Origin of the sequence: Nodosilinea sp. AN01ver1, from assembly GCF_050565655.1 — a bacterium.
Classification (GTDB): domain Bacteria; phylum Cyanobacteriota; class Cyanobacteriia; order Phormidesmidales; family Phormidesmidaceae; genus Nodosilinea.
Map to the genome: position 1 here is coordinate 41,895 of NZ_JBNXVS010000008.1, position 12,763 is coordinate 54,657.

The 12,763-nt window shown below is 60.5% G+C and carries 10 protein-coding genes; 4 read left to right on the forward strand and 6 right to left on the reverse strand.

Annotated features, from left to right (window positions below):
- Positions 1 to 127: 127 nt before the first annotated feature.
- The 3 genes from ACQ4N7_RS09025 (at position 128) to ACQ4N7_RS09035 (ending at position 3,920) form a co-directional block, all read left to right on the forward strand.
- Entirely contained in the window at positions 128 to 850 is a 723-nt protein-coding gene (locus tag ACQ4N7_RS09025; protein ID WP_430711276.1) for a sulfite exporter TauE/SafE family protein, read from the forward strand.
- Between the two features lie 26 nt (positions 851 to 876).
- A complete protein-coding gene (locus ACQ4N7_RS09030; RefSeq protein ID WP_430711277.1) occupies positions 877 to 1,929 on the forward strand; it encodes a YeiH family protein in 1,053 nt (350 codons plus the stop codon).
- A gap of 68 nt (positions 1,930 to 1,997) precedes the next feature.
- Positions 1,998 to 3,920: an acetate--CoA ligase family protein gene (locus tag ACQ4N7_RS09035; RefSeq protein WP_430711278.1), complete on the forward strand. Its 1,923-nt coding sequence runs from the start codon at positions 1,998 to 2,000 to the stop codon at positions 3,918 to 3,920.
- A gap of 185 nt (positions 3,921 to 4,105) precedes the next feature.
- Here ACQ4N7_RS09035 and ACQ4N7_RS09040 read toward each other — a convergent pair whose 3' ends face one another.
- Together ACQ4N7_RS09040 and ACQ4N7_RS09045 are read right to left on the reverse strand one after the other, a co-directional pair.
- Complete coding sequence (locus tag ACQ4N7_RS09040; RefSeq protein WP_430711279.1) at positions 4,106 to 4,783, reverse strand: HEAT repeat domain-containing protein; 678 nt, start codon at positions 4,781 to 4,783, stop codon at positions 4,106 to 4,108.
- Positions 4,784 to 4,935: 152 nt separating this feature from the next.
- Positions 4,936 to 5,547: a methyltransferase domain-containing protein gene (locus ACQ4N7_RS09045; protein ID WP_430711280.1), complete on the reverse strand. Its 612-nt coding sequence runs from the start codon at positions 5,545 to 5,547 to the stop codon at positions 4,936 to 4,938.
- A 54-nt stretch (positions 5,548 to 5,601) separates the two neighbouring features.
- Here ACQ4N7_RS09045 and ACQ4N7_RS09050 point away from each other — a divergent pair, with 54 nt between their 5' ends.
- Positions 5,602 to 6,651 carry a S66 peptidase family protein gene (locus tag ACQ4N7_RS09050; RefSeq protein ID WP_430711397.1) on the forward strand — a complete coding sequence of 350 codons (1,050 nt, stop codon included), beginning with the start codon at positions 5,602 to 5,604 and terminating at the stop codon, positions 6,649 to 6,651.
- 156 nt (positions 6,652 to 6,807) lie between these two features.
- On the opposite strand, the gene ACQ4N7_RS09055 is transcribed toward ACQ4N7_RS09050, so the two are convergent.
- From ACQ4N7_RS09055 to hetR, 4 genes are all read right to left on the reverse strand, one after another.
- Positions 6,808 to 8,430, reverse strand: coding sequence for a glycosyltransferase family 39 protein (locus ACQ4N7_RS09055; protein WP_430711281.1), 1,623 nt, complete (start codon positions 8,428 to 8,430; stop codon positions 6,808 to 6,810).
- A gap of 110 nt (positions 8,431 to 8,540) precedes the next feature.
- The gene (locus tag ACQ4N7_RS09060) at positions 8,541 to 9,800 is read right to left on the reverse strand and encodes a hypothetical protein (protein WP_430711282.1); all 1,260 of its coding nucleotides are present in this window, start codon (positions 9,798 to 9,800) and stop codon (positions 8,541 to 8,543) included.
- 300 nt (positions 9,801 to 10,100) lie between these two features.
- Complete coding sequence (gene crtD / locus ACQ4N7_RS09065) at positions 10,101 to 11,606, reverse strand: C-3',4' desaturase CrtD (protein WP_430711283.1); 1,506 nt, start codon at positions 11,604 to 11,606, stop codon at positions 10,101 to 10,103.
- Positions 11,607 to 11,686: 80 nt separating this feature from the next.
- Complete coding sequence (gene hetR, locus ACQ4N7_RS09070) at positions 11,687 to 12,616, reverse strand: heterocyst differentiation control protein (protein WP_430711284.1); 930 nt, start codon at positions 12,614 to 12,616, stop codon at positions 11,687 to 11,689.
- Between the last annotated feature and the right edge of the window lie 147 nt (positions 12,617 to 12,763).

Here is a 12,763-nt window from a genome sequence, read left to right on the forward strand (position 1 = left end):
CACCCATCCACCCGCCCACCCATCCCCCCTATCCCCTCTTTCGGATCCCCCCGATACCTCACTCCTGACTCAAACTGGTCAATCGGAGGATCCTTTTCTAATGTTCGCTCTGGCCGGAGGCACCCCTATGGACATCAGCACGTGGCTCATCAGCCTGGGGGTAGTGGCGATCGCAGGCTTTACCCGAGGCTTCTCTGGCTTTGGTTCAGGGCTAATTCTCGCTCCGGCTTTGAGTTTGCTATTTAACCCGCAGCTGGTGGTAGCGACCATTCTCCTGATCGACATGACGGCTGGGGCTGGGGTCGTACCCGGCGCGGTGCGAAAGACCAAGTGGCAGCAGGTGTTGCCTTTGGTGGTCAGCGCCATAGTGATGGTGCCGGTGGGGGCGCACTTTCTGGCCCTGCTCGATCCAACCCTGCTGCGGCGCATCATCGGCGGCCTGATTTTGGGGTTTGTGCTGCTGCTGTTGAGCGGCAAAAGTCGCTACAACCGGCCTCGCCTGGTGTGGACTTGGGCGGTAGGGGCGCTCAGCGGTTTCTTGACCGGGCTGGCGGGCATCGGTGGCCCGCCGATCGTGCTCTACCAAATGTCTAGCCGCAATCTGGCCGCCGCCAACCGGGCCAACTTTATTGTCTTTTTTGCCCTCCTTCAGGTCATTGCTCTGGGCTCTTACTGGGCCAGCGGCTTGATATCGGTGGCGGTGGGGGGCCTATTTATCCGCCTGTTACCGGCGTTTTTTCTGGGGCAGCTGCTGGGGCAGTTGTGCTTTAAGCGGGTTGACGAAGCACTCTTTCGCCGCTTTGTGATGGGGCTTTTGCTAACGGTGGCGGTGCTGGCTTTGGTGGCCTGATCTCACCCTATAAACGGTTTTAAATCATGAAACTATCCTCTAAGTCTGATCCAGGGGTGCCTGCCCTTGGCCCTGCTTCTGGCGACTGGAAAACCCAGGGCAGCTCAATTTTGCCGGGGCTGCTGCTGACGACGCTGATGGCCGCGATCGCCCTGGGGCTAGACCGACTGAGCAACCTGCACACCCTCAACCCGCTGCTAATCGCCGTGCTGCTGGGGATTGGCTGGCGGCAGTGGGGCGTGGTGCCCGCCGCCTACCGCCCCGGCATCAAGTTTGCGATGAAGCGGGTGCTGCGGCTGGCGGTGATTTTGCTGGGCCTGCGGCTGAGTTTGGCCGATGTGATGGCCGTTGGCCCCTGGGGGTTGGCCATGGTAACGGCTGGCACCCTCAGCACGTTTTATCTGACCTGCTGGCTGGGGCGGCGTTTGGGCGTTAACCCGCGCCTGACTCAGCTGATTGCGGCGGGCACCTCGATCTGCGGGGCCTCGGCGGTGGTGGCCACTAACCCGGTGATCGAAGGGACTGAGGAGGATATGACCTATGCGATCGCCACCATTACCGGCTTTGGCACCCTGGCCATGCTCGCCTATCCCCTGGTTGGCAGTCTGCTGCAGCTCAGCCCTCAGGCCTTTGGCCTCTGGTGCGGGGCCTCGGTGCACGAGGTAGCCCAGGTGATTGCCACCGCCTTTCAGAACGGGGCGATCAGCGGCGAACTGGCCACCATCACCAAGCTCTCGCGGGTGCTGCTGATTGTGCCCATTATCGTCAGCCTGAGCTGGCAGACCAGGCGAACCCACCGACAGAAACAGGCGGCGATTCCGATTCCCTGGTTTGTGCTGTTTTTTGGCCTCTTAGTCATCGTCAACAGCCTCAGCTGGGTGGCCGAGCCGCTCAAGGCCGTGGTGCTCAACGGCAATCAGTGGTTGCTCTGCATATCGCTGGTGGCGATGGGGCTAGAGACAAACCTGTCGAACCTGAGCCAGCTGGGAATCAAACCAATCTACCTGGCCTGCTTGTCGTGGCTATTTTTATCGGTAGTCAGCCTGTCGATGATTGGCCTGGGCCAACTGCTGGTCTAACAACCTTTCTCATGCCTGCGGTATATGCGAGGCAACGAAATCTCTGTTTAGGATGAGGAGTATTTGCTTTGGAGGAGCAGGTGGTTCTCGATCAGCTTCCGGTATCTCGCGTGAACGCTCGTAAAACCGATGCGTTCGATATTTATAACAGTCGGTTTTGTGAGGGCAGCAACCCTTACTTAAACACCGCTGCCTATGTATTTGACTTTGCCCTCACCGGAAACAGCGACCCACTGCCAATCGAAGCTTATATTGACGCGGTGAGCGATCGCTACCCTCACCTCAAAGAGCACAGCTACGATTCCTACGCCCATCTCTTTGCCCAGGTGGCCGCCGAGGTCAACCGGCTCGATATTGGGCTGCATCTGCACCAGTGGAGCGTCACCCATCGGGGTGACCGCTGCCGCATTGCCGTCGAAGCCCTGCACGGACGCTCGACGCGATCGGTTGTGTTTGCCGTGTGGGACTGGTTCGAGGCCATCACCCAGGACCAGCAATTTTACATTGAAGACCAGATTGAAATTTTTCAACGCGTGTTTCGGCAGTCGGTGTATGGCGGCCCTACCGTCTATGCGCTACTGCGAACCGCCCACGAAAAAAGCATTCCCACCTTTTATCTCTGGGATGAGGGGCTGATGCAGTACGGCTACGGCAAAAAGCTGGTGCGCGGCGTCGCCACCACCTTTGACACCGACAGCCACCTCGATTCAGACTTCACCACCCGCAAAGACGACTGCAAAGCTTTTCTCAGCACCCTGGGCTTTCCGGTGCCCCAGGGCGAAATCGTCGCTACCCGCAGTGAAGCCCTAGCCGCTGCCGATCGCATTGGCTACCCGATCGCTATCAAGCCGGTGTCGGGGCACAAGGGCGAAGGGGTCACTGCTGACGTGGGCGACGACGACGAGCTAGACGCCGCCTTCGATCGCGCCCTGGCCTCAATTCCCGCCGATGAAGCGGTACGCATCATTGTGGAGCAGAGCATTACGGGCTCTGACTTTCGCATTTTGTGCGTCAACGGTCGCTTTGTGGCGGCCATGGAGCGGCAGCCCGCCTCGGTCACCGGCGACGGGCGATCGACCGTCAGCGAACTGATTCGCGCGGCCAACCGAGCCGCCGCTCGCAGCGACACCCCCACCTCGCCCCTGGGCCAGATCAAAACCGACGAGGCTATGGAGCTTTACCTGGCCGCCCAGGGGTTCACCCTAGACAGCGTGCTAGAAGCAGGCCGCACCGTCTATCTGCGCAAGGTGGCCAACCTGTCCGCCGGGGGGGTCAGCATCGACGCCACGCCCAGCATTCACCCCGACAACATCATTTTGGCGCAGGATATTGCTCAGCATTTTCGGTTGACCTGCCTGGGCATTGACGTGATTGCCCGTGACCTATCGAGGTCGTGGAAAGACAGCAGTTTTGGCATTCTTGAAATTAACTCGGCCCCCGGAATTTCGATGCACCTCAACCCCTCGGTGGGCGATCGCGTCGATGTCACCTCCCCCATTTTAGAAACCTTCTTCCCCGCCGAAACCAGCCCCCGCATTCCGATCATGACGTTCAATCGGGTTTCGATGCGCAACCTGCAGGAGCTGATCGACCATGTGTTGCTGCAGCACCCCAACTGGGTGATCGGCGCAGTATGCCGCGAGGGTATGTTGATCAATCGCTCTGAAAAGGTCTTAAGCCCAAACTACAACGCCAATGTGCGCAACCTGCTGCGCAACCCCAAACTTGACATGCTAATTGCAGAATATCGCGGCGATAGTTTTGAGCAGGACGGCATGTTCTACTCGGGCAGCGACATAGTGGTTTTAGACAATCCTACCGAAACCGAAATGCTGCTCACCCGCGATGTTTTCCCCCACTCAACGGTTGTGGTACGAGAGGGCGACGACATCTCAATTCGCCGCGAAGGGCTGATCGAACAGTATCGCCTGGGCGGCAGCGAACCCTTCAGCCGCGTCTATCTCAAAGAGATTGGCACCATCTTGGCCTAACGTTGGCATTCATCGGACACCGATAGCGTCTGCAACAGCAAAACTGAAATGTTCTGGTGCATTGCGATACAGGCTCTACGGCAGGCTGCTACTGTTCGCGAAGCGTCTTCGGAACGGAAAATCGCACCATCAAAATCCTCCATGCCCTCGGCTACGCCGACCCCACGACTGGAGCGTGAGGCAGTCTACTGGCTCTGGTTATCCTTGCGTTTGTGGAGCCGGGTGAGAGAAATTCTGGCCGACTCGGCCACCTGATACTGCGAGTCTTTCTCTAGAAAGCGCAGGGCGGGTTCAGTTTTGGGAGTAGGTAGATGACCTAGCGCCTCAGCCAGCCGCTGGCGCACCAGCCAGTCTTCCGACTGCGCGAATTTGAGAATTTCGTCCACCGCCTCTAGGTCGCCAATTTCGCCAACGGCGGCGATCGCCGCCTGCTGCATTACGGTTTCGTCACTCTGCAAAGCCTCCATTAGCACATCGTGGGCACGGGGGTCTTTCAAATTGCCCAGCGAAACCGCCGCGCTAAAGCGCACCAGCCAGTCGCTATCTTCGTAAAACGCCCGCACCAGAGGCCCAAACGCGCGCTGATCTTCTAAATAGCCCAGCGCCCCCGCAGCATCCGCCCGAATGCCGTAGTCGGGGTCGGTGGTGAGCAGGTTCACCAGAATGTCGAAGGCCTCTTCATCGGGTTTAATCCCCAGGGCAAACACCGCCATCGAGCGAATTTGCAGATTTTTGTCGTCTAGCGCCTGCCGAATTAGCGGTGCCGCCTGGGCCGCAGGCACATTGCGCAGCGAAGCCAGCGCCAGCATGCGGTCTTTGGAATCTTCACTCTTGAGCTGAGCGGAAATCTGCTCTAAATCCATGGGAAAGGTGCACGGTGAACGGTCCTCTTCAGTATAAGGAGGTTGAGGAGGGTGGAGAAGGTGAGGCGGTGAGGAAGGGGGAGTGCAAAATTCAAAGTTCAAAATGCGAAGTTCAAAATTTTGAACTTCGCATTTTGAATTCATCCACCCATCTACCGTTTTCGCAGCCGCCCAAAATGCTCCTCCCCCTGCCGCGAGGGTATGGAGTTTGTCACGGGTTCCAGGGTCACGATTTCAAAGTGGGGCTCGAACAGCTGGCGCACTTCGGCGGCGGTGGTGCCAAAGGGGGGGCCACCGGAGCGCGAGTGGGTAAAGAAGACGGCCAGCAGTTCGCCGCCGGGCACCAGCAGGTTGGCCACCAGTTCGACATAGGCGGGGCGCAGGGCGGGGTCGATCGCGCAGAAGCAGGTGTGCTCAATGGCGTAGTCAAACTGTCCGGCGTACTCGGGCAGCAGGCCAAAAATGTCTCGCTGGAGCGGTTTTAAGGGCAGGTCTTGAGCCTGGGCCTGTTCCTCTAGCGCCTGAATGGCGGAGGGGGCAAAGTCGACGGCGGTGACGGCAAAGCCGTGCTGGGCAAAGAAGACGGCATCGTGGCCGCGTCCGGCTCCGAGCACAATGGCCGAGCTTGGCTTGGGGGCATCGGCAGACTCCAGCAGGGTCTTAAAGGCGGGGGCGGGGTGGCCTAGGTCCCAGCGGGGGGGGCCTGCCTGGTAGCGCTCTTCCCAGGCGTCAGAACTCAGGGGCGATGGGGATTGTGCGGTCATGGGGTGCTCCGGTGTATGCTCGGTGGCGTACAAGATTTTCTCAAGGTAGCGCGTATGCGGCGACGGCAGCTATTGGGCGGGCTGGGGGTGGCATCGGCAGGAATGGCGCTAGGACAGCGATCGCTCCAGGCCCAGGAACGCCAAGGACGATCGGCCCTGCTGCCGCCGCGCCTGCGGGAGGGCGACGCGGTAGGGATTGTTAGCCCGGCGGGGGCGACTTTTGAGCGCGATCGCCTCGATCTGGTGATTGACGCGGTTAAGGCGCTGGGCTTTGTGCCCCGCGTTGCCCCCCACGCCCTGGCCCGCTACGGCTACCTGGCGGGCACCGATGCCGAACGCGCCGCTGACGTTAACGCCATGTTTGCCGACCCGGCCATCAAAGCGCTGCTGCCGGTGCGCGGCGACTGGGGCAGCGCCCGCATTCTGCCCTACCTCGACTACGACACCATTCGCGCCAACCCCAAGGTGCTAATTGGCTTTAGCGATATCTCCGCCCTGCTGCTGGGCGTCTATGCCCAGACGGGGCTGGTCACCTTTCACGGTCCCCACGGCCTTACCGCCTGGCGAGCCGACCAGGTAGAACCCCTGCGCCAAATTCTGATGGAGGGCGCAGCGCTGACCTACAGCAACCCGCTGCTGGGGGCCGATCAAGACCGCCTGATGCGCGATCAGGGCCGCATTCAAACCATCACCGCTGGCCGGGCCACCGGGCCGCTGATTGGCGGCAACCTGTCGGTGATTTCTGGCATTGTGGGGTCGCCCTACTTCCCCGACCCCAGCGGGGCGATTTTGTTTTTAGAAGACGTGGGCGAACCGCCCTATAGCATCGATCGCATGCTGACCCAGCTCAAGCTGGCGGGCGTACTGGACGGCCTGGCGGGGTTTGTGTTTGGCCAGTGCGCCGCCTGCGGGCCGGGCTCGGGCTATGGCTCACTCGCCCTCGAAGACATTCTGCGCGATCACATTCAGCCCCTCGGCATTCCCGCCTACGCGGGCGCGTGGATTGGCCACGTGGAGCCGCTGTGGACGCTGCCCATCGGCGGCCCGATCACCATGGATGCGGCCACCGGCACCCTGCAAATGCAGGCCCCAGCCGTAGTCTAAGGCGTGTCATTAATTGTGGCCAAAAGCTCGGGATATCAAGCCTTGCCACGCCCGACCCAAACGACAAGCTAGGGGCCGTAACCCTTGATTCTTGAACGTTTAGCAGCTAGTTGACGACAGCCCCTAGAGAACCGATACAGTGTCGCTAGGACTGGGTTAAGACGTTGGGGGCGGCGTGAGCTGCACCAGATCGGAAGGGGCAAACTGACCCGTTTCGATCGGGGTCGTCTGCCAACCGGGGGGCACAGTATCGAGCAGCGTGGATGACGGCTTGAGCAAAAACAGGGTGGCCTGGGGCTGGGCCTCAAGCACAGCCTGAAGGCTAGCTAGCGCGGGCATTCCTGGTTCTGGCAGCAGCCACAGCGCTGTGTTGGGTTGGAGGTAGTGGCTCAGCGAGAGGGCTTCTCCCATGGCAATGCCGTTTGCCCCCAGCAGTACCCTTGGGTTCGACACCTGGTTGAGGTAGGTGGCGACGTGAATATTGGAGTAGCCCACGGTCTTGTTCCACCAGGTCAGGGCGCGGTTGTTTGCTACTCCAGAGGCCATGCCTACGGCTAGCAACAGGGCCAGCAGCGTTACGCCCAGGGCTTTGGAGCGTCTCTGGGATGCTGTTAGCCAGTGGGTTATCAGGGGTGCGATCGCCAGCGGCAGCAGCACCAACGACGGAAAAAAGTACCGCGTGGTGCCCGAGAACTGGCTGCCCCGCACTATATCGCCGCCGATCAGTACCAGGGGCGGTACCAGCAGGCCACAGCTCAAAAACAGCGCCACCGATCGCGGCTGGGTCCGCCAAATATGCCCCAGCCCCAGCCCCATCACTAGCAGCACTAGCGCTGGGCCAAATAGCGTAAATGGGTGGCTCAGGGGAGCATTAAAATCGACCACCATAGAACTGTAGTGTAGTCCCCAAAACTGGGCCAAATACTCCAGCGGCCTAGGTTCGTTTGCCCAGGCTGTTACGGTTCGCAGCCGCGCCCACTGCCGCACGATGACCCACAGCCAGGGGGTAAAGAGCCCCAGGCCCAGGCCGTTGGCGAGTACAAAGGCCGCCCAGGTTTTTAGGGAAAGTGGCTTCTGATCGGACTTAAGCCAGGCCATAGGGCTAAGGTGGCTAAGGGCAACATAGGCGACATGGCTCAAGCCCAGCAGCACCGTCATCAGCGAGCCGTACCAGGCCAGCCCCAGGGCCAGCCCGTAGGCGACCCAGGCCGACACGGTGTTTCGCGCCATCGCCCGCACCAGGGTGCCGTGGGCCAGCAGCAGGCCAACCGTCCACAGAGTATATTCCCGTGCCTCCTGGCTGTAGATGAGCTGCACGGGTGCCACGGCCAGCAGGGCCACAGCTACCCAGGCGATCGCAGGCGAAGCCGGAAACAGCTGACGACCCAGCCAGTACATCACGGCGATCGCGATCGCCCCAAACACCGCCGCGATCGCCCGATACCCCCAGATCGACGCCCCAAATAATCGGCCCCAGCCGTGGGCCAGCAGATAGTACAACGGCGGGTGCTCGGGGTTGTTGGTCAACGCCAGCCAGCTGTCGGACAGCGATGGCTCGGGCGGCAGCTGCTGGTAGCGCAGCAGATCGGCGGCGGTCAGATCGGGGCGATCGCGCACCGCTTCTTCTACGGCGGGGCCGACATACCCCGCCACCCGCAGGCTGGTATAGGCTTCATCGTGCCAGTAGACCTTGCGATCTAAATGGGCAAAGCGCAGCACCAGGCCTATGGTCACCGCTGCGATCGCCACCCACCTAACCCAAACCCAGCCCTTTGCCAACCCCGTTCTCCCCACTATCAGACCTTGTCCAGCTGCCCAGTTCCTGGTGACTATAGCCCCCGGTAACCTGCCAGCACAACAGACCTGACAATATTAGATGGGTTAGGTATCTAGAACTGGTAGCCTACGTCGCCAAAGTTGGTAATTAGAGCCACATTGGCGTGCTCCAGGCTCGTAACCAGCCACGGCACCTCCTTGCAGGTGCGGCGCTCATGGAGGTTAAACAGCACCGAAAAGCAGCGCTCTAGCCAGGGCTTAGCCGCCGAGCAAAACAGCACCAGCCGCAGCAGCAGCCCCATGGTCAGGGTATGGCCCACATCGTTGACCAGGTGGCGAAAGTTGCGAAACACGGGGCGGTGGGGGCTATCGACCACCAAAAAGTTGAGCAGGCGGCGACAGGTCTCCACCAGAATAAAGCTGTTCAGGGGCTGAGCGTCGAACTCGGCCAGGGTTTCGCGCAGGTACTGGCGCAGGTTGCGGGTAAAGTGGTTGCCGCTGTACTTCGGTTCCGCCGCCGCAATGGGGCTGATCAGGTAGTCGACAAACTCATCTTTAAAGTCGCGGAACGAGCGCACGGTTTTGCTGTAGGTGGCAAACCAGCGGGCCTGGTCGCGGTGGGTGCGACCGTCAACTTTGCCGGTATAAAAGTTAAGCGCCTGCTCCAGCCCAACGGCATCGAGCAGCGTGGGGTTGACCACCTGCCCAGACCGGCCTGCGCCCTGCTGCTGGGCGTGGTAGCGCGCCAGGCGAATGCCCAACTCAGTCTCGGCCCGACGGCGCAGGTCGTTGATGTTTTGCTTTTGCTCCTGGCCGCTGTCTTTGGTGAGCAAGCTGTTGTCGTACAGAAAAGGGTAGTGGCGAATGCGGTAGGCCAGCGGCTGTTCTTCCACCACCACGGTCTGAGGAACATCGGCCTCGCGTGGAGCCATGATCTGCTGCAGCCGCACCAGCGAAGCGTACTGCTCGGTCTGGGGAAACTCCTTGACCAGGTTGTAGACCTTTTGGGCCCTGGGGTTAGCGCCATTGGCCGGGGGCAGCTCCTCAAACAGCCGCACCAGTTCAGGAATCGCCCAGTGATCGCGGGGCTGAGTGTACCAGAGGTTGATCAGGGTGTAGCAGCAGCGGTTGAGCACGTACTTGAACTCGCGATCGGCGGTGTCTTGCTCAGACAAACTGAGCAGGGCGTTGGCCACCGAACTATCTGGATAGTTAGCCACGTCGAGAAACAGGCGGCGAAACCGCTCGATCAGCTCGTGGGGAGCTTCCTGCTTGCGCCAGTATTGCCAGTGCTGGTAGAGCAAGTCTTCTAGACTAGCCGGGGGGCGGCTCGAGTAGTTTGACCACGAATCTAAGGAATCCCAGGGACTCATGCTGCTGACCTGATTGTGAGGGCGGTAGACGTAGCGGCAACCCAGCGGGAGCCAGCCTTGGCCGTTGATTTTACACCTGTTCTCTGCAGGGCGGAATAGTGCGAACTGAACTACTCAAGGTTGAGGGATGGCTCAACCCACCTAAACATACCGGGTCGTAAATCTTACTGATGCTTATTTCGGACTACGGCCATAGTTTCGTCAATAATACCTAGGTCAGGGGCAGTTTTCTCCGTTAAGTAGGATGCATTTCTTAAAGATTTCTTGAGGATTTGCCCCATTTTGCTTTATGTCTTGTCTCTAGAGAGCCTCAATCTGCCTCACTACGGTTTGAGCCGAGTAGCTCACCCCGGCTGTGCCTTCGCCGGGGTGGGTACAGTCGCCCACCAGCCACAGCCCATCCACCGGCGTGCGGTTGGCAAAGCCGAAGGGGCCAAAGGTGCTCACCCGCATACCCAGGCCACCGACCGTACCCTGGTCGCGGGCGGTAAAGCGGGCAAAGGTTTGGGGGGTCGCGGCCTCAGCGTGGATGATGTGGTCGCCCTGCAGGTCGAAGAAGCTGGACAGCCGCTGAATGGCACCGTCGGTGTAGGCCTGCTTCATGGCCTCGTAGTTGCCGTGCCACCAGGAAGCGATGTCGGTAAACGACGACGCAATAATGGTGGCTCGCCCCTCGGGGGCGCGACCGTCACCGGGGCGACTGACGGAGACAAACAGCGTATTGTTTTCGGCGATCGGGCCATCGTAGTTATAGAAAAACTGCAGGTGGGGCGGGCAGTCAGCCGGAATGGCGGCGGCATCGACCCCCAGATACAGCACAAAGGCACCACTACCCGCAGGCAGCGACTCAACCCGTCGTCGGTAGCCAGGGGGAGCGCAGTCACCCAGCAGCTGCACCAAATTTTGCACGGTGACATTGGTGACGACATGGTCGGCGGGTTCTACCCAGGTGCGCCCGGTTTTTTGATCTTCCACCCTGACCCCTGTTACCCGGCCCTGGTCGGTCTGTACCTGCTGCACCCGGTGGTTGAGCTGCAGCAGGCCACCGTCACGCACCAGCGCTTTTTCGAGGCTGTCGCTGAGCACCTGCATACTGCCGTGGAGGTGCCACAGGCCTTGCGGGGCCTGGGACATGCTGAGAGCGGTAGCGGCATAGAGCACGGCGGTTTCGTCGGCACTGACCTGGGAGTAGAGCTTGAGCTGAAGGTCGAGAAAGGTCTTGAGACGGCGGTCATCCTCCAGCCCCAGCTGCCGCAGCACCTGGCCCACGGTGGCAAAGGTGTAGGGCACCGTCACCAGGGTGTCGGGGCGTAGGGCCTGGGTCAGCTGCCACAGATCCCACGGGCTGCGGGGGGGCAGCACCGGCTGCCGGGCCTGAAATCGCCAGCTGGGCTGAAACAGTCGCTGCATGAGCTGCCAGAACGGCTCGCTGCCCGGAAACTGCCGCTGCCGCTCGGCTCGCCAGGCCTCGGGGTCGCGCCATACCCGAATGGGCTCAGTTTCCCCCGGTAAAAATACCGCACAGGCTGGGTCACAGGGGGTTGCTGCGGGCAGGGGCAGATCGAGCTGGTCAAAGATTTGGTGGTGAATACCTCCGGGCTCTAGCCCGGCCACCTGGGTTGCCCCTACATCAAAGGTGAAGCCCCGCCGCCTAAAGGTTGAGGCGCACCCCCCGGCCACTTGAGCCTGGTCGAACACCCGCACGGCATAGCCTCGACGGGCCAGCAGCGCCGCCGCTGTGAGCCCCCCGATGCCAGCCCCCACGACCACCACCTGGCGGTTAGATAACCCCGAGGCACGACCCATAGCGTTACATTTCTTTACGACACTCTCAGTTTAGCCCAGGCTGAGGGTGCGGATCGGCCCGATACTCGCTGCTATCCTGGCTAGTCGTACTCTCGGTTGCCGGCGGCAAACTGTAGCACCATGGGCAGACCGCCGTCCTGGTGATACTTGTCGGCCCAGGCGCGCAGCATTTCGTCGAGTTCTTCTAGCGCGGCCTGGCGCTGCTGAGGGGCTACGTCAAAGACTTCAACTCCGCGCAGCACGCCGGGTTCTTCGCGCACCCAGGCCTGCAGCAGGCCAAAGTAGCGGGCGACGTCATCAATCATGGCGAACACCCGCTCCTGCTCGCCTCTGGGAGAGTACGACTCGCTGGCCAGGGCGTACAGCGGAATATCGACCAGGGGCGAATCAATCTGAATGACGGTGCCCGAGTGCAGCAGTCGAAACTTGATGTGAGATAGCAGGGCGTCGCTAAAGGGCATGCGCTGGCCCTTGGGCAGTTCTTCCTGCGACATCTGATGGAGCAGTTCCATCAGCTCGGTAAACTCAACCTGGTCTAAAATGCGGGCCTGAGGCGCACTGGCGGGCAGGCTGTCTTCAATGCTTTTGCGCTCGCCTGGGGTCAACCCCTGCACGCGCACGCGCGCCTCGGTGCCGCTACAGGGAAAGTGCTCCTGCCAGAGAAATGGCAGGGCAATCAGGTAGTAAGGCTCTTTGGAGTTGAGCACCTTCAGGCTTTGGCCCTCCGCCAGGGCCACCTGAATCTCCTGCACAATGGCTTTGACCCGTTTGGGCTCAACGTGGTACAAAAAGCCGGTCTTGCGAATGTTGTTGCCCTGCTCGATGAAGGTGCTGTAGATAGCGAGCTTGGCGGCTGTGGTGGCGGCGTCTAGAAAAGCCCCATAGCGATGCCCTCCCATTTTCATGGTGCTGAGGGCCAGGTTGAGCAAAATCCAGTCTGCGGGGCTGTTGTCTACGGCTCGCAGCAGGTCTTGTTTTAGGTCGGGCGGAACTTGGGACTGGTAGGTCACAGGATGGCGATTACTCAGACTAGGTAAATTACAGAATTTTTAGCCTCAGTAATTTACAGGAAAGAACAGGGAAAGGCCGCGATCGCAGCTTGAGCAGCAAGAAGCAGATTTGAGCTGTCTAGAAGCCCTGGGGTCTATAGCTTAGAT

Excerpts from the sequence above, each read along its gene's own strand:
- ACQ4N7_RS09025 (WP_430711276.1), top strand. The coding sequence starts at position 128 with ATGGACATCAGCACGTGGCTCATCAGCCTGGGGGTAGTGGCGATCGCA.
- ACQ4N7_RS09030 (WP_430711277.1), top strand. The coding sequence starts at position 877 with ATGAAACTATCCTCTAAGTCTGATCCAGGGGTGCCTGCCCTTGGCCCT.
- ACQ4N7_RS09040 (WP_430711279.1), bottom strand. The coding sequence starts at position 4,783 with ATGGATTTAGAGCAGATTTCCGCTCAGCTCAAGAGTGAAGATTCCAAA.
- ACQ4N7_RS09045 (WP_430711280.1), bottom strand. The coding sequence starts at position 5,547 with ATGACCGCACAATCCCCATCGCCCCTGAGTTCTGACGCCTGGGAAGAG.
- ACQ4N7_RS09050 (WP_430711397.1), top strand. The coding sequence starts at position 5,602 with ATGCGGCGACGGCAGCTATTGGGCGGGCTGGGGGTGGCATCGGCAGGA.
- ACQ4N7_RS09060 (WP_430711282.1), bottom strand. The coding sequence starts at position 9,800 with ATGAGTCCCTGGGATTCCTTAGATTCGTGGTCAAACTACTCGAGCCGC.
- crtD (WP_430711283.1), bottom strand. The coding sequence starts at position 11,606 with ATGGGTCGTGCCTCGGGGTTATCTAACCGCCAGGTGGTGGTCGTGGGG.